Raw genomic sequence first — 21,263 nt, forward strand, 5'->3', positions numbered from 1 at the left:
CCTACGGATGAATCTCGGTCGTTGTCGGTGATAAGATAGACCATTCAGGTAGAGCCAACGCTCGTCGTTACTGCCCATCAGGCGGCTTTCGAATGACAAATTTGTGGGTTTATGTGAGTTTCCAGGGGCTCACGTGAGACTGCCCAGGTCCCCAAAAAGATTAAAAAAAGAGCAAAAGCGATATGAAAGAGTCACTTGATACGGACTTCACGAACCACACCCCAATGATGCAGCAGTATCTCAAGCTGAAAGCCCAGCACCCGGAGATACTGTTGTTTTACCGCATGGGCGACTTTTACGAACTGTTTTATGACGATGCGAAACGTGCGTCTCAGCTGCTTGATATCTCCCTGACCAAACGCGGCGCGTCTGCGGGCGAGCCAATCCCGATGGCGGGCATTCCTCACCATGCGGTAGAAAACTACCTCGCCAAGCTGGTCAACCAGGGTGAATCCGTCGCTATTTGTGAACAGATTGGCGATCCGGCGACCAGCAAAGGTCCGGTCGAGCGCAAAGTGGTGCGTATCGTCACGCCAGGCACCATCAGTGATGAAGCGCTGTTACAGGAACGCCAGGACAACCTGCTGGCCGCTATCTGGCAGGACAGTAAAGGTTATGGTTACGCCACGCTGGATATCAGCTCCGGGCGTTTTCGTGTTAGCGAACCCGCCGACCGCGAGACCATGGCCGCAGAATTGCAGCGCACCAATCCCGCTGAACTGTTGTATGCCGAAGATTTCGCTGAAACCTCACTGATTGAGGGACGTCGCGGATTACGTCGTCGTCCACTATGGGAATTTGAAATCGATACCGCTCGCCAGCAGCTAAACCTGCAGTTTGGCACGCGGGATCTGATTGGCTTTGGCGTAGAAAACGCCCCGCGTGGATTATGCGCGGCTGGCTGCCTGCTGCAATACGTAAAAGATACCCAGCGTACCTCGCTGCCGCATATTCGTTCCATCACCATGGAACGTCAGCAGGACAGCATCATTATGGATGCCGCCACGCGCCGCAATCTGGAAATTACCCAGAACCTGGCGGGCGGCGTTGAAAACACGCTGGCTTCAGTACTCGACTGCACCGTGACGCCGATGGGCAGCCGTATGCTCAAGCGCTGGCTGCATATGCCGGTCCGCGACACCAAAGTCCTCACTGAGCGTCAACAGACCATCGGCGCGCTACAGGATTCCACCGGTGAATTGCAACCCGTGCTGCGTCAGGTCGGCGATCTTGAACGTATCCTGGCACGTCTGGCCCTGCGTACCGCGCGTCCGCGCGATCTGGCCCGTATGCGTCATGCATTCCAGCAATTACCGGAACTGCGCGCACAACTGGAAAGCGTAGACAGTGCCCCCGTACAGATGCTGCGCGAGAAAATGGGTGAGTTTGCTGAGCTGCGTGAACTGCTGGAACGTGCCGTAGTGGAAGCTCCACCTGTGCTGGTTCGCGACGGTGGCGTCATCGCCCCCGGCTATAACGAAGAACTGGACGAGTGGCGAGCGCTGGCTGATGGCGCAACTGACTATCTGGACAGACTGGAAATTCGTGAGCGCGAGCGCACCGGTCTGGATACGCTGAAAGTTGGGTTTAACGCCGTTCACGGCTACTACATTCAGATCAGTCGCGGGCAAAGTCATCTGGCGCCGATTAACTATGTGCGTCGCCAGACGCTGAAAAACGCCGAACGCTACATTATTCCGGAGCTGAAAGAGTACGAAAACAAAGTTCTGACATCAAAAGGCAAAGCGCTGGCGCTGGAAAAACAGCTGTACGATGAGCTGTTCGATATGCTGCTGCCGCACCTGGCTGATTTGCAACAAAGCGCCAGCGCGCTGGCAGAACTGGACGTACTGGTCAACCTTGCGGAACGCGCTTATACCCTGAATTACACCTGCCCGACCTTCACCGACAAGCCTGGTATTCGTATTACCGAGGGACGTCATCCGGTGGTTGAACAGGTGCTGACCGAGCCGTTTATCGCCAACCCACTTAACCTCTCGCCTCAGCGACGGATGCTGATTATCACCGGCCCGAACATGGGGGGTAAAAGTACCTATATGCGCCAGACTGCGTTAATTGCGCTGCTGGCCTACATCGGCAGCTACGTTCCGGCGCAGAAAGTGGAGATCGGGCCTATCGACCGCATCTTTACCCGCGTGGGCGCGGCGGATGATCTGGCCTCCGGTCGTTCTACCTTCATGGTAGAAATGACCGAAACCGCCAACATTCTGCATAACGCCACCGAGAACAGCCTGGTGCTGATGGATGAGATTGGACGCGGCACCTCCACCTACGACGGCCTGTCGCTGGCGTGGGCGTGCGCGGAAAATCTGGCCAATAAAATCAAAGCATTAACGTTGTTTGCCACCCACTACTTCGAACTGACTCAGTTACCGGAGAAAATGGAAGGCGTAGCAAATGTGCATCTTGATGCGTTAGAGCACGGCGATACCATCGCCTTCATGCACAGCGTACAGGATGGTGCGGCGAGCAAGAGCTATGGTCTGGCGGTAGCTGCCCTGGCAGGTGTACCAAAAGAGGTTATTAAACGCGCGCGGCAAAAACTTCGCGAACTGGAAAGCATCGCGCCGAATGTTGCTGCAACTCAGGTCGACGGCACACAGATGTCGCTCCTGTCAGCTCCGGAAGAAACGTCGCCCGCCGTTGAAGCACTGGAAAATCTCGACCCGGATTCGCTAACGCCTCGCCAGGCGCTGGAGTGGATCTACCGGTTGAAGAGTCTGGTGTAACGCCGTAATGCCCGATGGTGATACGCTTATCGGGCCTATAAAATATCACTATATGTAGGCCGGGTAAGGCAAAGCCGCACCCGGCGTGTTGATTAGCGCTTATCTTCTGCCAGCAGCGGTGGAATACTCGGCACCATCGGTGCGTCATCAATATCCTTCTGCGTCATGCGAAACGCTTGCGGGTAGTGCTCGCGGCTGGTACGGCGTAGCGGCTCAGTATCACGCCAGGTGTATAGACAATGCTGGCACTGATATACCGTCCAGACACCTTTTACCGGCGAGTTTGCCATCACTTCAATATGTTCATCGGCACAACGTGGACAAATCATCTGCTACTCCTTATTTACGGTTGGCCAGCATGGCGGTCAGTTTTTCTGCCCAGGCTTTCGTTTCCGGTAAATCGCATACCGGCTGGCTGTAGTGCCCACGGTTATCCGGCGCAACCGGCGTGGTCGCATCAATAATTAACTTGTCGGTAATCCCCGCCGGACTGGAACCCGGATCAAGCTCCAGCACCGACATATTCGGCAATTGCACCAGATCGCCCGCCGGATTGACCTTCGAAGACAGCGCCCACATCACCTGCGGCAGGTTGAACGGATCAACATCCTCATCAACCATAATCACCATTTTCACGTAACCCAGGCCATGCGGCGTCGTCATTGCGCGCAGCCCCACCGCGCGGGCAAAGCCACCGTAGCGTTTTTTGGTGGAGATAATCGCCAGCAAACCGTGGGTATACATGGCATTCACCGCCTGCACTTCCGGGAATTCGGCTTTCAACTGTTGATACAACGGTACGCAGGTTGCCGGCCCCATCAGGTAGTCAATCTCCGTCCACGGCATCCCCAAATACAGCGATTCAAAAATAGGTTTGGTGCGATAAGAGACTTTATCGATACGCACGACCGTCATATTACGTCCACCGGAATAGTGCCCGGTAAACTCGCCAAACGGCCCTTCGATTTCACGCTTACGGCTTTCAATTACCCCTTCGAGGATCACTTCCGAACCCCATGGCACGTCAAAGCCGGTGAGCGGCGCGGTAGCGATCGGATACGGACTTTCACGCAGCGCTCCCGCCATTTCGTATTCCGACTGATCGTACTTCAGCGGCGTGGCCCCCATCAGGGTGATGATCGGATCGTTACCCAGCGTGATGGCAATCGGCAGATCTTCACCGCGCTCTTCGGCTTTATGCAGGTGCAGCGCGATATCGTGCATCGGCACCGGCTGCAGGCCAAGCTTGCGTTTGCCCTTCACCTCCATACGATAAATGCCGACGTTCTGTTTGCCAAAGTTGTCCGGATCCAGCGGATCGCGCGACACCACGCAGGCTTTATCAAGATAGAAACCGCCGTCGCCATCGTTCAGGCGAAACAGCGGCAGAATATCAAACAGGTTGATCTCATCACCATCAACACAGTTTTCAGCCCACGCCGGATTGGCGCGACGCTCCGGCGTAACCGGAAATTTATCCCAACGGCGAATAAACTCATCAATCTGTTTTTTCACTGGGGTATTTGGCGGCAGGCCTAAAGAGATGGCGTGATTCTGCCACGAACCAATAGTGTTCATCGCCACGCGGGCATCGGTAAAACCACGAATATTGTCAAACCACAGCGCTGGCGCACCGTCACCAATGCGTCCGGTCGCATTGGCTGCCGCAGCCAGATCCGGCTCGGCGTTAACTTCTTCACTGATTTTCAGCAATTGCCCCTGGTCGTCCAGCGCCTGTAAAAAGCTGCGCAAATCATCAAATGCCATTATTCATTCTCCTGTGAAAAATTCTGCGCCTGCCGTAAACCCTGCCAGCGACGGGCGTTGGGGTGTTCCAGACCAAACTGATCGAGCACACGCGCAACGATATGCTGCGTAATGTCATCGACCGTTTGCGGGTGGTTGTAATACGCGGGCATCGGCGGGACCATCGCCACGCCCATGCGGGAAAGTGCGAGCATGTTTTCCAGATGAATCGTGCTAAGCGGCATTTCACGCGGAACCAGAACCAGCTTGCGCCCTTCTTTCAGCACCACATCAGCAGCGCGCCCCACCAGCCCTTCCGCGTAGCCTGCACGAATACCGGCCAGGGTTTTCATACTGCAGGGGATAATGATCATGCCGTCAGTACGAAACGATCCAGAGGAGATGGTTGCCGACTGGTCCGCCGGGTTGTGGCAAAAATCGGCCAACGCAGACACATCACGGACGCTGTACGGTGTTTCCAGTTCAATAGTGGTTTTGGCCCACTTTGACAGCACCAGATGGGTTTCCACCTCGGGCATTTCCCGCAGCGCCTGCAATAGCGACACACCAAGGGGCGCACCGGTTGCCCCGGTCATTCCGACAATCAGTCTCATTTAGTCTCTCTATTTTTGTTCGTGTACGAACATTTTGATTAAAATACTCTCACATAACATTTCGGGCAAGGTCATCGAGCACAGATCGCTAAAGCCGCAATTGTTAAAAAAAGATGCGTAACCCGCTATGATAGAGACTGACAGGAATTCCGGAGCGCTCATGCCGTTACGAAATAAAGCATTTCACCTTTTACGTCAGCTCTTCCAGCAGCATACGTCCCGCTGGCAACATGAATTACCGGACCTGACCAAACCACAGTATGCGGTAATGCGCGCCATTGCTGAACGTCCCGGCATTGAGCAGGTTGACCTGACCGAAGCCGCAGTCTGTACCAAGGCAACCCTTGCGGAAATGCTGAGCCGAATGGAAAAACGGGAGCTGGTCAGGCGTGAACATGACCCGGCAGATAAGCGTCGACGGTTTGTTTATTTGACCGCGCAAGGAGAAGCGTTACTGGCCAGCGCAACTCCGTTAGGCGATAGCGTGGATGATGAGTTTCTGGGGCGATTATCTGATGCAGAACGTGAGCAGTTCACACGTCTGGTGCGTAAGATGATGAACTAATCTGCCGGATGGCGACATAAATGTCTTATCCGGCCAACAAAGTCCAGCTCCCCGTAGGCCTGATAAACGCAGTGCCATCAGGCAACAAACATAGAAAAAGGCCAGTCCCAATGAGACTGGCCTTTCTTGATAGAACTTGTGCTTACTCGCGGAATAACGCTTCGATATTCAGTCCCTGAGTCTGCAGGATTTCACGCAGACGACGCAGACCTTCAACCTGAATCTGGCGAACACGTTCACGGGTGAGACCAATTTCACGGCCCACATCTTCCAGTGTCGCAGCTTCGTACCCCAGCAGACCAAAACGACGTGCCAGCACTTCACGCTGTTTGGCGTTCAGTTCGAACAGCCATTTGACGATGCTCTGTTTCATATCATCGTCTTGCGTGGTGTCTTCCGGGCCGTTTTCTTTTTCATCGGCCAGAATATCCAGCAACGCTTTTTCGGAATCGCCACCCAGCGGGGTGTCTACCGAGGTAATACGCTCGTTGAGTCGGAGCATACGGCTGACGTCATCAACCGGTTTATCCAGTTGTTCAGCAATCTCTTCTGCGCTCGGTTCGTGGTCCAGTTTATGCGACAACTCACGCGCGGTACGCAGATAGACGTTCAGCTCTTTTACAATATGAATCGGCAGTCGGATCGTACGGGTTTGGTTCATAATCGCCCGTTCGATCGTCTGGCGGATCCACCAGGTTGCGTATGTTGAGAAGCGGAACCCGCGTTCCGGGTCAAACTTCTCGACTGCACGGATCAGTCCCAGATTGCCCTCTTCAATCAGGTCCAGCAATGCCAGACCACGATTGCCATAACGACGAGCAATTTTCACCACCAGACGCAGGTTACTTTCAATCATGCGACGGCGAGAAGCGACATCCCCACGCAGTGCGCGACGCGCAAAATAAACTTCTTCTTCGGCTGTTAACAGTGGTGAATAACCAATCTCACCAAGGTAAAGCTGAGTCGCGTCCAACACACGCTGTGTGGCCCCCTGCGATAACAGCTCTTCTTCAGCCAGGTCGTTATCACTGGGTTCCTCTTCACTCAAGGCTTTTTCATCAAAAGCCTCTACTCCGTTCTCATCAAATTCCGCATCTTCATTTAAATCATGAACTTTCAGCGTATTCTGACTCATAAAGGTGGCTCCTACCCGTGATCCCTAACGGAACTAGCACGTGAAAGCCTGGTTCCGCCGAATTATCGCTGCGGTAAATAGCGCAGCGGGTTTACGGATTTCCCCTTGTAACGAATTTCAAAATGCAAGCGTGTTGAACTGGTTCCGGTGCTACCCATGGTAGCTATTTTCTGCCCCGCCTTGATTTCTTGTTGTTCCCGGACCAGCATTGTATCGTTATGGGCGTAGGCACTCAGGTAATCATCGTTATGTTTGATGATAATAAGATTACCGTAACCGCGCAGTGCGTTACCGGCATATACGACGCGTCCATCTGCGGTCGCGACAATAGCCTGTCCTTTACTGCCTGCAATATCGATCCCTTTATTGCCACCTTCAGTAGCCGCGAAGTTTTCGATTACTTTGCCGTCAGTCGGCCAGCGCCAGGTAGAGATTGGCGAGCTGGTTGACGTTGAGCTTGCAGTTGATTCGGTTGCGCTAACTGCTGGAGCCGTTACAGGCGCTGTGACAACGGTCCCAGCAGGCTTGTTGTTCGGCAACATTTTATTAGCACTTTGTTCACCTGAATCCTCAGAATACGTAATTGTTGGTTTCGAAGCAACAGCAACGGTGGAATTTTGTGCAGGGTTGGTCACAACTCCTTGCTGTGCTGCATCCGCCTGGGTGATGGCATTCCCACCAGTAATCGGTGTACCCGACGCGTTGCCCACTTGCAGAGTTTGACCGACATTCAGACCATACGGGGCCGGAACGTTATTGCGTTGTGCGAGATCACGGAAATCGTTCCCGGTAATCCAGGCGATATAGAAAAGGGTATCGCCCTTCTTAACAGTATAGGTACTGCCGCCCGTATAGCTACCTTTCGGAATGTTCCCATACTTACGGTTGTACACAATACGACCGTTTTCCATCTGCACAGGCTGTTCCGCGACAGGCTGGATCTGGGTTGACTGTGTGGTCGGACGCTGCACCGGCTGGATCTGTGGCGTTTGCTGTACTGTCGACGTCGAGCCCATTTTTGGTGGAGGCGTAATCAGCATGCCGGAATTGGTGTTCGTTGATGCACCGCCATCAACGGAACTGACCGGTGCAGGTGGATTCGAGGTATTTGAACAACCTGCCAGCCATAATGAAACCAGTGACAATGCCGCAATGCGGCGAACGGTAAATTTGTGGCTTCCCGCGCTCATTTATCCCCCAGGAAAATTTGGTTAAAACCAGTGACGTAATCACCGTGCAAGGCATCGGACTGGGCACTGGAAACGTGACCACGATACGCTTACTAATTCCAGAATATCCAGGAAAACTCCAGGTATTCAGAGCCAGTATCTACGCAAGCTCCCCTTTTACTAAGGGAACGAAACGTACGGCCTCCACGGTATCGATAATAAATTCGCCTCCCCGACGACGCACCCGTTTCAGAAACTGGTGCTCGTCGCCCACGGGTAAGACGAGAATGCCGCCTTCATCCAACTGCATCATTAGCGCAGTTGGGATCTCAGGCGGCGCTGCCGTAACAATGATAGCGTCAAACGGGGCTCGCGCTTGCCAGCCCTGCCATCCATCACCATGACGGGTAGAAACATTATGTAAATCAAGCTGTTTAAGTCGACGACGCGCCTGCCACTGCAAACCTTTAATGCGCTCAACAGAGCACACATGATGCACCAGGTGCGCCAGAATCGCCGTTTGGTAGCCAGAGCCGGTACCAATTTCCAGCACCCGGGACTGCGGCGTTAACTCAAGCAGCTCGGTCATCCGCGCAACCATATAGGGCTGCGAAATCGTCTGCCCCTGACCAATCGGCAGGGCAATATTGTCCCAGGCCTTATGTTCAAACGCCTCATCAATGAATTTTTCGCGCGGCACGGCGGCAAGTGCATCGAGAACAAGCTCATCTCTGATGCCCTGCGCACGTAATTGTTCAAGAAGAGTGTGTACGCGTCTGCTTACCATTGCGTGTCGGCTCCCACGCTGTCTAACCAGTCAGAAACAACTTCATGCGCGCCGTAGGCGGTTAAATCGACATGCAGCGGCGTAATGGAAACATAGCCTTCATCGACAGCGGCAAAATCAGTATCCGGTCCAGCGTCGCACTTTTCGCCCGGCGGCCCGATCCAGTACAGCGTATTACCGCGCGGGTCCTGCTGTGGGATCACCTGATCCGCAGGATGGCGGCTACCGCAGCGGGTGACGCGGATACCTTTAATCTGATCCAGCGGTAAATCCGGCACGTTGATATTCAAAATGCGCCCGGTGCGCAGCGGTTCGCGACTCAGCGCCCGTAAGATACGGCAGGTTACTGCGGCAGCAGTATCGTAGTGTTTATGCCCATCAAGTGAGACCGCCAGCGCAGGAAAGCCCAGGTGACGACCTTCCATCGCCGCCGCAACGGTACCGGAATAGATAACATCATCGCCCAGATTAGGACCTGCGTTAATACCAGACACGACAATGTCCGGACGCGGACGCATTAATGCGTTCACGCCCAGATAGACGCAATCGGTAGGTGTACCCATTTGTACGGCGATATCACCGTTATCATAGGTGAACGTGCGAAGTGAGGATTCCAGCGTCAGCGAGTTAGACGCGCCACTGCGGTTACGATCCGGGGCAACCACCTGTACGTCAGCAAACTCACGCAGCGCTTTCGCCAGCGTTTGTATACCGGGTGCGTGGACCCCATCATCGTTACTCAGCAATATACGCATAATCACCCATTGTGTTAATAAGTTCCCTTACAACACTGGTGGCGAAGCTACCTGCCGGTAGCCAGAAACGTAACTCAACGGTTACGTCATCCCACCAGTTCCAGCTTAATTGTTGTGGATACAGCAACATAGCACGACGCGATGCGTCGACTTTCTCGCGCAACAACAGCGACTGCAGCGCGGTTTCATCAGCAATAGCGGCTTCTTCAAACGCCAGCGCGTCGCGCTGAGTTCCCCACTCACCGCTGCCCGGTAATGCCGCTGTAATCATCAATTCTTTATCATCGACGCGACGCTGTAATTCGGTCTGTTCTTCCTGCGTGGCGACAAACCAGCTTCCGCGTCCCGACAATTGTAGCGCATCGCCGTCAACAACTTGATTAAATTCTGTTTTTTTCAAGCGTTCACTGACTATCTGATTAAACAACGCGCTACGGGCCGCCGACAACCAAAAACTGCGCTTATTGCGATCGCGCACCGGCGCATCGCTTTGCGCCCAGCGCAGCGCCCCTTGCAGGTTGCTGCCGCCAATACCAAAACGCTGAGCGCCAAAATAGTTCGGTACGCCGCGCTCGCTAATCGCCTGCAAACGCGCTTCAACGTCATTTCGCTGGCTCACTTCACGCAGCACCAGCGTAAATTCGTTACCTTTCAGCGCCCCTAAACGCAGCTTACGCTTGTGGCGCGCGTACTCCAGCACTTTACAGCCTTCGAGTTCAAATTTGCTTAAATCAGGCATTGCATTGCCCGGCACGCGCGCGCACAGCCACTGTTCAGTGACTGCATGCTTGTCTTTCTGGCCAGCAAAGCTCACTTCACGGGCGTGAATTTTCAGGAACTTCGCCAGCGCGTCAGCCACAAAACGGGTATTACAGCCGTTTTTCAGGATACGCACCAAAATGTGCTCGCCTTCGCCATCCGGTTCGAAGCCTAAATCTTCGACGACGACAAAGTCTTCCGGATTCGCTTTCAGAACGCCATGGCCTTGTGGTTTGCCATGGAGATACGTCAGATCTTCAAACGCAGTCATTTCGTTGCCTTAAGGAGTAGCGCCACCGCTTCACAGGCAATCCCTTCCCCACGCCCGGTAAAACCGAGTTTTTCCGTGGTGGTCGCTTTCACGTTAACATCATCCATATGGCAGCCGAGATCTTCGGCAATAAACACGCGCATTTGCGGAATGTGCGGCAGCATCTTCGGCGCCTGAGCAATAATCGTCACATCCACATTACCAAGCGTATAGCCTTTGGCCTGAATACGCCGCCAGGCTTCACGCAATAATTCACGACTATCTGCACCTTTAAAGGCCGGGTCGGTGTCCGGGAAGAGTTTACCGATATCCCCCAGCGCAGCCGCGCCCAGCAGTGCATCGGTTAACGCGTGTAACGCCACGTCGCCATCAGAATGCGCCAGCAATCCTTTTTCATACGGGATGCGCACACCACCAATGATAATTGGGCCAACTCCGCCAAAAGCGTGTACGTCGAAACCGTGTCCAATTCGCATTATGCCTTCTCCTGATATACACAACATCCTCCAGGCAGCCTGAAGAATGATGTATCTAGATAGTTCGGGTCAGATAAAATTCCGCCAGCGCCAGATCTTCCGGGCGGGTGACTTTGATGTTGTCAGCGCGTCCTTCGACCAGCTGCGGATGAAAACCGCAATATTCCAGCGCCGAGGCTTCGTCCGTAATGGTTGCGCCTTCGTTTAGCGCACGGGTCAGACAGTCATGCAACAGCTCGCGAGGGAAAAACTGCGGCGTCAACGCATGCCATAAATCGGTGCGATCGACCGTATGGGCGATGTCTGTTCGGCCCGGCTCCGCGCGTTTCATCGTGTCGCGCACCGGCGCAGCAAGGATCCCGCCGATGCGGCTGGTTTCACTTATTGCCAGCAAACGAGATAAATCTTCCTGATGCAGACACGGACGCGCGGCATCATGCACCAGAACCCAACTGGCCTCACCTGCGGCTTGCAAACCAGCAAGGACAGAATCGGCACGCTCGTTGCCACCATCCACCACGGTAATTTGCGGGTGCGCTGCGAGTGGAAGTTGGGCAAAGCGACTGTCGCCTGGGCTAATAGCGATGACGACTCGCGTCACCCGGGGATGAGCCAGCAGCGCATCAACCGAGTGTTCGAGAATGGTTTTATTGCCAATAGAGAGGTACTGCTTAGGACACTCTGTTTGCATTCGGCGGCCAAACCCGGCAGCCGGCACCACGGCGCAAACGTCCATTAAAGTGGCTGCCATGTTAAATCCCTGGACGGTTTATCGATTGTTTTGCCCTGCAGTCTGAGCGCGTTTAGACGCGTCAGGCACCAGACGATAAAAGGTTTCGCCTGGCTTAGTCATACTGAGTTCGTTACGCGCGCGCTCTTCGATAGCCTCTTGCCCGCCATTGAGATCGTCAATTTCGGCAAAAAGCTGATCGTTACGCGCTTTCAGTTTCGCGTTTGTAGCTTGCTGCGCCGCAACATCATCGTTGACGCGACTATAGTCATGTATGCCGTTCTTACCGAACCACAGCGAATACTGTAGCCAGACTAATAAAGCCAGCAACAGCAACGTAAGTTTACCCATCCTGCCCCCTGAAAAACGGCATCAACATCCCATAAACTCCGCTGACAACTTTACATCAACGGACGGGAATGCCGCGACAACGCGGGCAAATGTACCACATTTGCCCGTTGTTACGTATACCCCATGTAAGGAGAACATAATCTCATTGTTGGTTACGGTTTGAATTATGGCCAGAGAGTGAACAACAGCGGCGATCGCGTGAAAGGACGTATGCCTAACCCAGTAGCCACAGGAACAGTGCGCCAAACATTGCGCCAACCACCAGCAGGGTACAGGCAATACTCAGCAGCAATCTCCCCTTCAATAGCGAATGCAGGGCAATACCCGCGGCAATCGCCACGGGCAACAACGCGAGGAAAAAGGGCCAGGTATAGAGGAAGAAAAACAGTGTGTTAGGGCCATACATCAGACATGGGAATCCCAGCGCCAGCAACCACGCGACAAAACCGACCACGGCTCCTGGGAGTGACCAGGTAGTTTCGTCGTCGGCAGCGAAGGTATCTGACTCTGTAATAGTAATGTTATGGCTGTTACGCATATCTAATCCTGTGACCGTGACTGACCGGGCATGCAAGCTCGGGTGTCTCAGGATCTGATAATATCTTCCTGCCTCAGCAGGTCTAATAATTGAGGAACCAAATTTGTTACCAATTGTTCACCATCAAGATGAATCTCTGGCGATTCAGGCGCTTCGTAAACCGAGTCAATTCCGGTGAAATTGCGCAACTCCCCCGCTCGCGCTTTTTTATACAGCCCTTTTGGATCGCGAGCTTCGCACGTTGCTAATGGCGTATCGACAAAAACCTCAATAAAACGCCCTTCACCCACGCGCTCGCGAACCATTTTTCGCTCGGCGCGATGTGGAGAGATAAACGCAGTCAACACCACCAGGCCGGCGTCTACCATTAGGTTAGCCACTTCACCAACCCGACGAATATTCTCCTTACGATCGGCATCGCTAAACCCAAGATCGCTGCACAGACCGTGACGCACGTTATCGCCATCCAGCAGATAGGTGCTCACCCCTAGCTTATGCAGCGCCTCTTCCAGCGCCCCTGCTACCGTGGATTTACCGGAACCTGACAGCCCGGTAAACCACAGCACAACACCACGATGACCGTGGCGTTGTTCCCGCTGTTGCGGTGTAACAGGATGGGCATGCCAGACGACGTTTTCGTCATGCAGCGCCATTATTTTCCTCCCAGCAGATCGCGCGCACCCCAGTGTGGGAAGTGGCGACGCACCAGTGCATTAAGCTCCAGCTCAAACGCGCTGAACTGAGAAGCTGTGGCAAGCTCCTGGACGATTGGCTCACGCACCAGTCCCGCGCCAACGGTAACGTTGGTCAGGCGGTCAATGATAATCAGCCCGCCCGTAACCGGGTTCTGCTGATAGGTATCCAGCACCAGCGGCTCATCAAAAGTCAGATTAACCAGACCGATGCCGTTCAGCGGTAGCGCTTCAACGTCACGCTGGGTCAGGTTGTTTATATCGACCTGATACTGCACGCTATCAACGCGTGCGCGGGTCTTCTTGCCTGCGACTTTGATGTCGTAGCTCTGCCCTGGCGACAACGGTTGTTCCGCCATCCACACCACATCAACGGCAGCGCTTTGTACTGTCGGCAGCGTTTCACCGGCATCAAGTAACAGGTCACCCCGGCTGATATCGATCTCATCTTTCAGCACCAGGGTGATCGCTTCACCCGCATGCGCTTCCTGTAAATCGCCATCAAAGGTTACGATCCGCGCCACGCTCGACTCCACGCCGGACGGCAACACTTTGACGCGCTGTCCAACCTTCACGCTACCGGAGGCCAGCGTTCCGGCATAACCACGGAAATCCAGATTCGGTCGGTTCACATACTGCACCGGGAAGCGCATCGGCTGAGTATCAACAATGCGCTGGATCTCAACGGTTTCCAGCACTTCCAGCAGCGTCGGACCGCTGTACCACGGCATACTGGCGCTTTGCGAAGCCACGTTATCGCCTTCCAGCGCAGAGAGCGGCACAAACCGGATATCCAGGTTGCCCGGCAGTTGTTCAGCAAAAGTAAGATAGTCTTCGCGAATGCGGTTAAATGTCTCTTCGCTAAAGTCCACCAGATCCATTTTGTTGATCGCCACCACCAGGTGTTTGATCCCAAGCAGCGTGGAGATAAAGCTATGACGACGAGTCTGATCCAGCACGCCTTTACGCGCATCGATCAATAGGATCGCCAGGTCGCAGGTCGACGCGCCGGTCGCCATGTTACGGGTGTACTGCTCATGCCCGGGAGTGTCCGCAATAATAAATTTACGCTTCTCGGTAGAGAAATAACGATACGCCACGTCGATGGTGATGCCCTGCTCGCGCTCGGCCTGCAAGCCGTCAACCAATAACGCCAGATCAAGCTTTTCGCCCTGAGTGCCGTGACGTTTACTGTCATTGTGCAGCGATGAAAGCTGGTCTTCATAAATCTGACGCGTGTCGTGCAGCAGGCGGCCAATCAGGGTACTTTTCCCATCATCCACGCTACCGCAGGTTAAAAAGCGCAGCAGACTTTTGTGTTGCTGGGCAACCATCCAGGCTTCAACGCCGCCTTCATTAGCAATTTGTTGTGCAAGTGTCGTATTCATGGCGGCTCCTTAGAAATACCCCTGACGTTTCTTCAGCTCCATGGAGCCCGCCTGGTCGCGGTCAATCACGCGGCCCTGACGTTCACTGGTGGTTGAGACCAGCATCTCTTCGATAATTTCCGGCAGCGTCTGCGCATTCGACTCCACCGCGCCTGTCAGCGGCCAGCAACCGAGCGTACGGAAACGCACCATGCGTTTTTTAATCACTTCACCGGGTTGCAGATCGATTCTGTCGTCATCAATCATCATCAGCATGCCGTCGCGTTCCAGCACCGGACGCTCCGCCGCCAGATACAGCGGCACGATGTCGATATTTTCCAGCCAGATGTACTGCCAGATATCCTGTTCAGTCCAGTTAGAGAGCGGGAAGACGCGAATACTTTCGCCTTTGTTAATCTGCCCGTTGTAGTTGTGCCACAGCTCCGGGCGCTGATTTTTAGGATCCCAGCGATGAAAACGATCGCGGAAAGAGTAAATACGCTCTTTGGCACGCGATTTCTCTTCGTCACGACGAGCACCGCCAAACGCGGCATCGAAACCGTATTTATTCAGTGCCTGCTTCAGCCCTTCAGTTTTCATAATGTCGGTATGCTTGGCGCTACCGTGGACAAACGGGTTGATGCCCATCGCCACCCCTTCCGGGTTTTTATGCACCAGCAGTTCGCAGCCGTAGGCTTTCGCCGTGCGGTCACGAAACTCGTACATTTCGCTGAATTTCCAGCCGGTATCAACGTGCAGCAATGGGAACGGCAGCGTGCCCGGATAAAACGCTTTACGCGCCAGATGCAGCATTACGCTGGAATCTTTGCCGATGGAATACATCATCACCGGATTAGAAAACTCGGCGGCCACCTCACGAATGATATGGATGCTTTCCGCTTCCAGTTGCCGCAGGTGGGTAAGTCGTTTTTGATCCATAACCGTTCCTATGTAATGCCGTTATTTTGCTAACGATGCTCAGATAACCTGACTATAGGGAGGGCAAGGGGGCGAATGAAATTACGAATTGGAATGAGTAGTTCCTCAAAGGAATAACGATCCGGAAAAGCAAATATCAAAAAGTGCTTAAGCTACCGGAGTTCGGGCATTTAGGAGCAAATGAAATTGTTTTACCTCGATCACGGTTTCATACTAGCGGCTGAAAATTTCTGCTTGGTATTTAAGGACTCATCATGTTTCTCGCATTGCGCCACCTGACTACCGCCCTGGCGCTCGGCGCGTGCTTCATCCTTCCCGCACAGGCAACATCTTCGAAGCCCGGAGATATCGCAAATACCCAGGCTCGATATATCGCAACGTTTTTCCCAGGCCGCGTGACGGGATCTCCGGCAGAAATGTTGTCTGCTGATTATATACGTCAACAATTTCAGCAGATGGGTTATAGCAGCGATATTCGGACGTTTAATAGCCGTTATGTTTATACCGCCAAAGATAACCGTAAAAACTGGCATAACGTAACGGGAAGCACCGTTATTGCTGCACATGAAGGCAAAGCGCCGCAACAGATTATTATTATGGCGCACCTCGACACCTACGCCGCACAAAGCGACGCCGATTCCGATGCCAATCTGGGTGGATTAACCCTGCAAGGTATCGATGACAACGCTGCAGGTGTTGGCGTAATGCTGGAACTGGCGGAAAAACTCAAAAACGTGCCGACACAGTACGGTATTCGATTTATCGCCACCAGCGGCGAGGAAGAAGGCAAACTGGGCGCGGAGAACATCCTGAAGCGAATGAGCGCCGCCGAGAAGAAAAACACGCTGCTGGTTATCAACCTCGATAACCTGATCGTCGGCGATAAGCTCTATTTCAATAGCGGTAAGAAAACCCCGGAAGCGGTGCGAAAACTGACGCGCGACCGGGCACTGGCTATCGCGCACAGCCGCGGTATCGTTGCCAGCACCAATCCAGGTCTGAACAAAGACTATCCGAAAGGCACTGGATGTTGTAACGATGCAGAGGTCTTCGACAACGCGGGCATTTCCGTTCTCTCCGTTGAAGCGACCAACTGGAACCTGGGCAAGAAAGATGGCTATCAACAGCGCGCCAAAAGCGCCTCGTTCCCGGCAGGCAACAGCTGGCACGATGTGCGACTGGATAACCAGCAGCACATTGATAAAGCGTTACCGGGCCGGATAGAGCACCGTAGCCGCGACGTGGTACGCATTATGCTGCCGCTGGTAAAAGAACTGGCAAAAGCGGGTAAAAACTCTTAGCACCTTTTTAGATGAAGACGTTGGGCTATCATTTTCGTCCCTGTGCCAGCAGAGAATACGACATCATCGGCTCAATACGTAACGCTAAAATTACCTTATCCCCGCTGACGCGGGGAACACTTTTACATCAGCATCATTATCAAGATCTTTTTCGGTTTATCCCCGCTGGCGCGGGGAACACGCCACGCTGCCTGTTTAAACGGTCGCATAAAACGGTTTATCCCCGCTGGCGCGGGGAACACAAACTAGTCGATATCAGAGGAAATGACCGGGGCGGTTTATCCCCGCTGGCGCGGGGAACACGAGGAATACGCGAAAATTTGCGGTAGAGGTATCGGTTTATCCCCGCTGGCGCGGGGAACACCAGCGTGGCTCCGCGCAGGTTTCGAGGCGAATCGGTTTATCCCCACTGGCGCGGGGAACACCGCCGCTTTATCCGCTGCCGCCTTTTCCTGCTCGGTTTATCCCCGCTGGCGCGGGGAACACAAACTGCCGACAAATCCCTGTTCGTTTGCCACCGGTTTATCCCCGCTGGCGCGGGGAACACACTCGCGACGCGAGAAAACAGTGTAAACCTGCCGGTTTATCCCCGCTGGCGCGGGGAACACAACAGGCGTTCGTTCTCGCTCACGATGATCAGCGGTTTATCCCCGCTGGCGCGGGGAACACAGTGAGCCTAAATGGGTGACTGAGGCCCGGCACGGTTTATCCCCGCTGGCGCGGGGAACACGAACACGCCCGGATCCTGAAAAAGCGGGTGAAACGGTTTATCCCCGCTGGCGCGGGGAACACCCATTCCGCGAAATCATCCAACAGAACGACCCCGGTTTATCCCCGCTGGCGCGGGGAACACTTCTCTACGTTACCGACCTGCATAACGTAGTGCGGTTTATCCCCGCTGGCGCGGGGAACACCGTTGGGTCTTGTAATTCCAGTGTGGTGATTTCGGTTTATCCCCGCTGGCGCGGGGAACACCCAGCGGTGCAACGCTGCGTTATATAATTCAGCGGTTTATCCCCGCTGGCGCGGGGAACACAGCGTCGCGAGCTGGCGTTCGTCAACCCATTCCGGTTTATCCCCGCTGGCGCGGGGAACACTTGTCGCGGTAGTATTTGGTCGAAAGCATGACCGGTTTATCCCCGCTGGCGCGGGGAACACGGGAACAGGTGAAATAACGATAAACGGCGAGACGGTTTATCCCCGCTGGCGCGGGGAACACCACACCAAATCAAAGGCCCCGTTTTACGAGGCCGGTTTATCCCCGCTGGCGCGGGGAACACGTATCAATGGTCAACTTAGGTAAAGAGGATAGCGGTTTATCCCCGCTGGCGCGGGGAACACACAGCGACAGGCGAGCCATGAGGGGACGCGTTCGGTTTATCCCCGCTGGCGCGGGGAACACGCCGTACAATTAACAGCAGCTGATGTTGGAGCGCGGTTTATCCCCGCTGGCGCGGGGAACACTCTAAGTCGCATGGAGCGGGGGATTCAGCGTCCGGTTTATCCCCGCTGGCGCGGGGAACACATGGGGCGTGTACATCGCTCGCATTTCTGTATCGGTTTATCCCCGCTGGCGCGGGGAACACTCTAAAACTACCCAACTGAATTTTAAGCCTTTTTTGGCATACAAGAAATCCACCAACTTTTCCGTATTTTTAAAGATCGCTAACTCATTGATTTAAAACAGGCAGAAACGACACTAATCGTAATCCATCGAGATCCACCGGAATACGTCGGTTTTCACCCCACGTCTGAAATTCAAAGCCCGACTCCGTATTCATTGCCCACGCCATGACAACGTTCCCTTCTTCTGCCAGAACGGAGACCTGTTGCCATATCATCTCGCGGATCTTCGTTGAAACATTACCAACGTATACACCAGCTCGAATTTCCAGCAACCAGACGGCAAGTCGGCCTCGCAAGCGAGGTGGTACGTTTTCTGTAACAACAACCAGCACACTCATCGTTAGTTACTCCGATGGCCAGAATCCCCCACAGAAACAGGAAGTGGGATTGCGATGGGCTGTGAATCTTCAGGAGGTAACGGCGGTTGGATTTCACCTGCTGCGAGAACATCTTCGATAAGAGGTATTAATTTAGCCAGCGTTTTACCGCTACGAAAAATATCCCGGCAAGCAAGGCGGACTTCGCGATCGGGATCGGTAGGATTACGCTTTGCTATTTCGAATGCTTTCGGTACGACGGTATCAAATTTAATGATATCAGCGATGTCATAAACAAAAGATAGTGGCTTCCCCGTATGCACAAAACCGATCGCAGGCGCATACCCAGCTGCCAATGTCGCCGCTTCCGTCACACCATAAAGACAGGCAGTTGCTGAGCTGATGCATTGATTAATCACATCGCCTTTTTCCCAATCTTTCGGATCGTAACGACGCCCCTGCCACTTCACGCCATATTGCTTCGCCAGCAATGCGTAGGTTGCCCGTACGCGACTACCTTCAATGCCGCGCAATTGTTCAACGGAACGACGGCTTGGCGCGGGTTCGCCAAAACGTAACTCAAACATTTTACGCACTACCTTCAGCCGCAAATCCTCATCCAGTGCGAGTTTCGCCTGATAAAGCAATTTGTCTGAACGAGCCCCGCCCGGCTGCCCCGAAGCATAAACACGAACGCCTGCTTCCCCCACCCACACCAGCAATGTCCCCACCGTCGCGGCAAGACGTACTGCCGCATGGGAAACACGCGTCCCCGGTTCTAGCATGATGCAGGCAACCGAGCCAACGGGGATATGTGTACGAACGCCCGTTTTATCGATCAATACAAACGCGCCGTCGATAACATCAATCTGCCCATACTGGAGAAAAATCATCGATACGCGATCTTTTAACGGGATGGGGTTCAACGGTAGCCAGGCCATCAGCGCTTCCTTTTCACCATCAGCATTCCGCAGCCCAGCGCTTTACTCTTACCTAATCCAGAATACAGCGCCTGTTCAAATCGTGAGGCATCAGTAATGCAAAGCGTTCCACTAAAATCAACGCTACTGAAAGCAATCGACTCTTCCCGATCGTTACGGACAAAACGATGTTGTTGATAGGCTTGCACACACCCACAACGCGCCTGCATTTCACTCTGTTCCGCGCCTGCCCACTGGGCGAAATCATCAGTCTCCTCCTCAAGCAAACGGAAACCATGCTGCTGCCCTTGCCTTTCCAGCCAGGCCTGTGCAGCCTGCTGTTGCAGCTCCCACCATTGTTCCTGCGCGACTCCCTGCGTTTTTGCCTGAAACTTCGCATCCATCATCACATCGCTGCGCTTACCGTTACGAGTAATGACAGGATTTGCGCGAAGTTGAAAATCAAGCATAAGACCATTGGTCAGCTGTGGATTAAACGCTTTGGTTTCAACGAGAAACAGGGAATGCTGAGCTAACGGCGGTATCGCCGAAAGCATGAAAAAACCGCCATGCGCTTCCTCACGAAATAAAAACTGACGTGACTCTTGTTCAGGAAAAAGCTGCCATAGCCATTGGTGGCTGGCATAAGGCCTGGCTGAATGCCATTTTTCCAGCATTTCCGGTCGCAATTGATTAAACCGAAGCTGGATACGAGAAAGATACATTATGTTCTCTCCTGTAAGGGGCCATAGAACCGGGTATAGCTACCAAACTGCCAGCGCTGGCGGCTAACAGGTTGATTATTGCTATGCTGCTTTTGCTGCCAGACCAAACTCGCTTCGTCAGGATCGTCCCAGTAACAAACGCCTTCACGCAGGGTAAAGCTGCTTAACTCCGCAGCGGACAGCTCCTCAACAGCCTGAGTGAATATCTCTTTTAACGTGCCCGTCATTAAACGTGGTGCCAACGGTAACGCCAGAGGGCAAGATTTTCGCCCCAAATAGAGAGGGAAATGTGGGGTCAGTAGCGCCGCTCGCATTTCGCTAAGCGTATGCGGTGCATCGGGCGTTACACTTATTGCCACATGCCAGTAGCCGTCGCAGCGATATTCCCGCTGCGAAATAAGCGTCCCCGCTTCATCCGGCGCGAGAGTCAATTCATCCCGGCGCGTGTAGTAGCGATACTTTTTATTTTCTCGCGGCGCGCTAACCGTGTGATAATCCCGCAACCAGCGATCTTGTGAAGCTAGCGCGTGTACCGCCAGATGGTAATGCTGATTAAAGCTATTCAGCAGCTCTTCTTCGTCACGACGAATTCCTAGCGCAGCGGCAAGTATCCCCAATAATGCGGATCGCGTGGGAACCGTTGCAGAATGGCGAATCTCGCCAGATGCTTCTTCCCCCCACGACGCCAGCGGTGCATAGAGCTGGAAAACCAGATATTCCTTCATTATTC

General features: G+C 53.8%; 22 protein-coding genes and 1 CRISPR repeat array. Of the genes, 3 read left to right on the forward strand and 19 right to left on the reverse strand.

Annotation, left to right across the window (positions count from 1 at the left end):
- The first annotated feature begins 182 nt into the window (after positions 1-182).
- Entirely contained in the window at positions 183-2,750 is a 2,568-nt protein-coding gene (gene mutS / locus OGX83_RS18290) for a DNA mismatch repair protein MutS (RefSeq protein WP_286588838.1), read from the forward strand.
- Between the two features lie 92 nt (positions 2,751-2,842).
- Here mutS and OGX83_RS18295 read toward each other — a convergent pair whose 3' ends face one another.
- From OGX83_RS18295 to OGX83_RS18305, 3 genes are read right to left on the reverse strand one after another with little or no spacing between them, the layout of a single operon-like run.
- On the reverse strand, positions 2,843-3,079 hold the full coding sequence (locus OGX83_RS18295; protein ID WP_032944812.1) for a non-oxidative hydroxyarylic acid decarboxylases subunit D: 237 nt from the start codon (positions 3,077-3,079) through the stop codon (positions 2,843-2,845).
- Positions 3,080-3,089: 10 nt separating this feature from the next.
- On the reverse strand, positions 3,090-4,517 hold the full coding sequence (locus OGX83_RS18300; protein ID WP_003825816.1) for a non-oxidative hydroxyarylic acid decarboxylases subunit C: 1,428 nt from the start codon (positions 4,515-4,517) through the stop codon (positions 3,090-3,092).
- Complete coding sequence (locus tag OGX83_RS18305; protein ID WP_048236666.1) at positions 4,517-5,110, reverse strand: non-oxidative hydroxyarylic acid decarboxylases subunit B; 594 nt, start codon at positions 5,108-5,110, stop codon at positions 4,517-4,519. The genes OGX83_RS18300 and OGX83_RS18305 overlap by 1 nt, the downstream gene beginning before the upstream one ends.
- 160 nt (positions 5,111-5,270) lie before the next feature.
- On the opposite strand from OGX83_RS18305, the gene OGX83_RS18310 reads away from it, so the two are divergent.
- Positions 5,271-5,675: a MarR family winged helix-turn-helix transcriptional regulator gene (locus OGX83_RS18310; protein WP_079934204.1), complete on the forward strand. Its 405-nt coding sequence runs from the start codon at positions 5,271-5,273 to the stop codon at positions 5,673-5,675.
- 142 nt (positions 5,676-5,817) lie between these two features.
- Here OGX83_RS18310 and rpoS read toward each other — a convergent pair whose 3' ends face one another.
- The 12 genes from rpoS to cysD all read right to left on the reverse strand — a co-directional run bounded on the left by rpoS (position 5,818) and on the right by cysD (position 15,644).
- Positions 5,818-6,810: an RNA polymerase sigma factor RpoS gene (gene rpoS / locus OGX83_RS18315; RefSeq protein WP_000081498.1), complete on the reverse strand. Its 993-nt coding sequence runs from the start codon at positions 6,808-6,810 to the stop codon at positions 5,818-5,820.
- Positions 6,811-6,872: 62 nt separating this feature from the next.
- Positions 6,873-7,955: a murein hydrolase activator NlpD gene (nlpD, locus tag OGX83_RS18320; protein ID WP_223849051.1), complete on the reverse strand. Its 1,083-nt coding sequence runs from the start codon at positions 7,953-7,955 to the stop codon at positions 6,873-6,875.
- Positions 7,956-8,139: 184 nt separating this feature from the next.
- Entirely contained in the window at positions 8,140-8,766 is a 627-nt protein-coding gene (locus tag OGX83_RS18325; RefSeq protein ID WP_003034172.1) for a protein-L-isoaspartate(D-aspartate) O-methyltransferase, read from the reverse strand.
- Entirely contained in the window at positions 8,760-9,521 is a 762-nt protein-coding gene (surE, locus tag OGX83_RS18330) for a 5'/3'-nucleotidase SurE (protein WP_003825728.1), read from the reverse strand. Before surE ends, OGX83_RS18325 begins: the two co-directional genes overlap by 7 nt.
- On the reverse strand, positions 9,502-10,551 hold the full coding sequence (gene truD, locus OGX83_RS18335; RefSeq protein ID WP_286588842.1) for a tRNA pseudouridine(13) synthase TruD: 1,050 nt from the start codon (positions 10,549-10,551) through the stop codon (positions 9,502-9,504). Before truD ends, surE begins: the two co-directional genes overlap by 20 nt.
- The gene (gene ispF, locus OGX83_RS18340) at positions 10,548-11,027 is read right to left on the reverse strand and encodes a 2-C-methyl-D-erythritol 2,4-cyclodiphosphate synthase (protein WP_020996297.1); all 480 of its coding nucleotides are present in this window, start codon (positions 11,025-11,027) and stop codon (positions 10,548-10,550) included. Before ispF ends, truD begins: the two co-directional genes overlap by 4 nt.
- 55 nt (positions 11,028-11,082) lie before the next feature.
- The gene (gene ispD / locus OGX83_RS18345; protein ID WP_008785675.1) at positions 11,083-11,778 is read right to left on the reverse strand and encodes a 2-C-methyl-D-erythritol 4-phosphate cytidylyltransferase; all 696 of its coding nucleotides are present in this window, start codon (positions 11,776-11,778) and stop codon (positions 11,083-11,085) included.
- An 18-nt stretch (positions 11,779-11,796) separates the two neighbouring features.
- The gene (ftsB, locus tag OGX83_RS18350) at positions 11,797-12,108 is read right to left on the reverse strand and encodes a cell division protein FtsB (protein ID WP_003034163.1); all 312 of its coding nucleotides are present in this window, start codon (positions 12,106-12,108) and stop codon (positions 11,797-11,799) included.
- Positions 12,109-12,322: 214 nt separating this feature from the next.
- Positions 12,323-12,646 carry a DUF3561 family protein gene (locus OGX83_RS18355; protein WP_286588844.1) on the reverse strand — a complete coding sequence of 108 codons (324 nt, stop codon included), beginning with the start codon at positions 12,644-12,646 and terminating at the stop codon, positions 12,323-12,325.
- Between the two features lie 47 nt (positions 12,647-12,693).
- The gene (gene cysC, locus OGX83_RS18360) at positions 12,694-13,299 is read right to left on the reverse strand and encodes an adenylyl-sulfate kinase (RefSeq protein ID WP_003034157.1); all 606 of its coding nucleotides are present in this window, start codon (positions 13,297-13,299) and stop codon (positions 12,694-12,696) included.
- Positions 13,299-14,726 carry a sulfate adenylyltransferase subunit CysN gene (cysN, locus tag OGX83_RS18365; RefSeq protein ID WP_008785677.1) on the reverse strand — a complete coding sequence of 476 codons (1,428 nt, stop codon included), beginning with the start codon at positions 14,724-14,726 and terminating at the stop codon, positions 13,299-13,301. The genes cysC and cysN overlap by 1 nt, the downstream gene beginning before the upstream one ends.
- A 9-nt stretch (positions 14,727-14,735) precedes the next feature.
- Complete coding sequence (gene cysD / locus OGX83_RS18370; protein WP_003034152.1) at positions 14,736-15,644, reverse strand: sulfate adenylyltransferase subunit CysD; 909 nt, start codon at positions 15,642-15,644, stop codon at positions 14,736-14,738.
- Positions 15,645-15,898: 254 nt separating this feature from the next.
- Between cysD and OGX83_RS18375 the strand changes: the two genes are divergently transcribed.
- The gene (locus tag OGX83_RS18375) at positions 15,899-16,945 is read left to right on the forward strand and encodes an aminopeptidase (RefSeq protein ID WP_286588846.1); all 1,047 of its coding nucleotides are present in this window, start codon (positions 15,899-15,901) and stop codon (positions 16,943-16,945) included.
- Between the two features lie 91 nt (positions 16,946-17,036).
- A CRISPR array of direct repeats spans positions 17,037-18,531; the repeat unit is 29 nt; unit sequence CGGTTTATCCCCGCTGGCGCGGGGAACAC.
- A gap of 84 nt (positions 18,532-18,615) precedes the next feature.
- Here OGX83_RS18375 and cas2e read toward each other — a convergent pair.
- From cas2e to cas5e, 4 genes are read right to left on the reverse strand one after another with little or no spacing between them, the layout of a single operon-like run.
- Positions 18,616-18,909, reverse strand: coding sequence for a type I-E CRISPR-associated endoribonuclease Cas2e (gene cas2e / locus OGX83_RS18380; protein WP_286588848.1), 294 nt, complete (start codon positions 18,907-18,909; stop codon positions 18,616-18,618).
- A gap of 2 nt (positions 18,910-18,911) precedes the next feature.
- Positions 18,912-19,829, reverse strand: a complete 918-nt coding sequence (gene cas1e, locus OGX83_RS18385; RefSeq protein ID WP_103284784.1) for a type I-E CRISPR-associated endonuclease Cas1e — start codon at positions 19,827-19,829, stop codon at positions 18,912-18,914.
- Positions 19,829-20,533, reverse strand: a complete 705-nt coding sequence (cas6e, locus tag OGX83_RS18390) for a type I-E CRISPR-associated protein Cas6/Cse3/CasE (RefSeq protein ID WP_103284783.1) — start codon at positions 20,531-20,533, stop codon at positions 19,829-19,831. Before cas6e ends, cas1e begins: the two co-directional genes overlap by 1 nt.
- Positions 20,533-21,258: a type I-E CRISPR-associated protein Cas5/CasD gene (gene cas5e / locus OGX83_RS18395; RefSeq protein ID WP_286588851.1), complete on the reverse strand. Its 726-nt coding sequence runs from the start codon at positions 21,256-21,258 to the stop codon at positions 20,533-20,535. The genes cas6e and cas5e overlap by 1 nt, the downstream gene beginning before the upstream one ends.
- Positions 21,259-21,263 lie beyond the last annotated feature (5 nt).

Source organism: Citrobacter sp. Cpo074 (assembly GCF_030332745.1).
Taxonomy (GTDB): domain Bacteria; phylum Pseudomonadota; class Gammaproteobacteria; order Enterobacterales; family Enterobacteriaceae; genus Citrobacter; species Citrobacter portucalensis.

Coding starts and splice junctions, on each gene's coding strand:
- mutS (WP_286588838.1), top strand. CDS start 183: ATGAAAGAGTCACTTGATACGGACTTCACGAACCACACCCCAATGATG.
- OGX83_RS18295 (WP_032944812.1), bottom strand. CDS start 3,079: ATGATTTGTCCACGTTGTGCCGATGAACATATTGAAGTGATGGCAAAC.
- OGX83_RS18300 (WP_003825816.1), bottom strand. CDS start 4,517: ATGGCATTTGATGATTTGCGCAGCTTTTTACAGGCGCTGGACGACCAG.
- OGX83_RS18305 (WP_048236666.1), bottom strand. CDS start 5,110: ATGAGACTGATTGTCGGAATGACCGGGGCAACCGGTGCGCCCCTTGGT.
- OGX83_RS18310 (WP_079934204.1), top strand. CDS start 5,271: ATGCCGTTACGAAATAAAGCATTTCACCTTTTACGTCAGCTCTTCCAG.
- rpoS (WP_000081498.1), bottom strand. CDS start 6,810: ATGAGTCAGAATACGCTGAAAGTTCATGATTTAAATGAAGATGCGGAA.
- OGX83_RS18325 (WP_003034172.1), bottom strand. CDS start 8,766: ATGGTAAGCAGACGCGTACACACTCTTCTTGAACAATTACGTGCGCAG.
- surE (WP_003825728.1), bottom strand. CDS start 9,521: ATGCGTATATTGCTGAGTAACGATGATGGGGTCCACGCACCCGGTATA.
- truD (WP_286588842.1), bottom strand. CDS start 10,551: ATGACTGCGTTTGAAGATCTGACGTATCTCCATGGCAAACCACAAGGC.
- ispF (WP_020996297.1), bottom strand. CDS start 11,027: ATGCGAATTGGACACGGTTTCGACGTACACGCTTTTGGCGGAGTTGGC.
- ispD (WP_008785675.1), bottom strand. CDS start 11,778: ATGGCAGCCACTTTAATGGACGTTTGCGCCGTGGTGCCGGCTGCCGGG.
- ftsB (WP_003034163.1), bottom strand. CDS start 12,108: ATGGGTAAACTTACGTTGCTGTTGCTGGCTTTATTAGTCTGGCTACAG.
- OGX83_RS18355 (WP_286588844.1), bottom strand. CDS start 12,646: ATGCGTAACAGCCATAACATTACTATTACAGAGTCAGATACCTTCGCT.
- cysC (WP_003034157.1), bottom strand. CDS start 13,299: ATGGCGCTGCATGACGAAAACGTCGTCTGGCATGCCCATCCTGTTACA.
- cysN (WP_008785677.1), bottom strand. CDS start 14,726: ATGAATACGACACTTGCACAACAAATTGCTAATGAAGGCGGCGTTGAA.
- cysD (WP_003034152.1), bottom strand. CDS start 15,644: ATGGATCAAAAACGACTTACCCACCTGCGGCAACTGGAAGCGGAAAGC.
- OGX83_RS18375 (WP_286588846.1), top strand. CDS start 15,899: ATGTTTCTCGCATTGCGCCACCTGACTACCGCCCTGGCGCTCGGCGCG.
- cas2e (WP_286588848.1), bottom strand. CDS start 18,909: ATGAGTGTGCTGGTTGTTGTTACAGAAAACGTACCACCTCGCTTGCGA.
- cas1e (WP_103284784.1), bottom strand. CDS start 19,829: ATGGCCTGGCTACCGTTGAACCCCATCCCGTTAAAAGATCGCGTATCG.
- cas6e (WP_103284783.1), bottom strand. CDS start 20,533: ATGTATCTTTCTCGTATCCAGCTTCGGTTTAATCAATTGCGACCGGAA.
- cas5e (WP_286588851.1), bottom strand. CDS start 21,258: ATGAAGGAATATCTGGTTTTCCAGCTCTATGCACCGCTGGCGTCGTGG.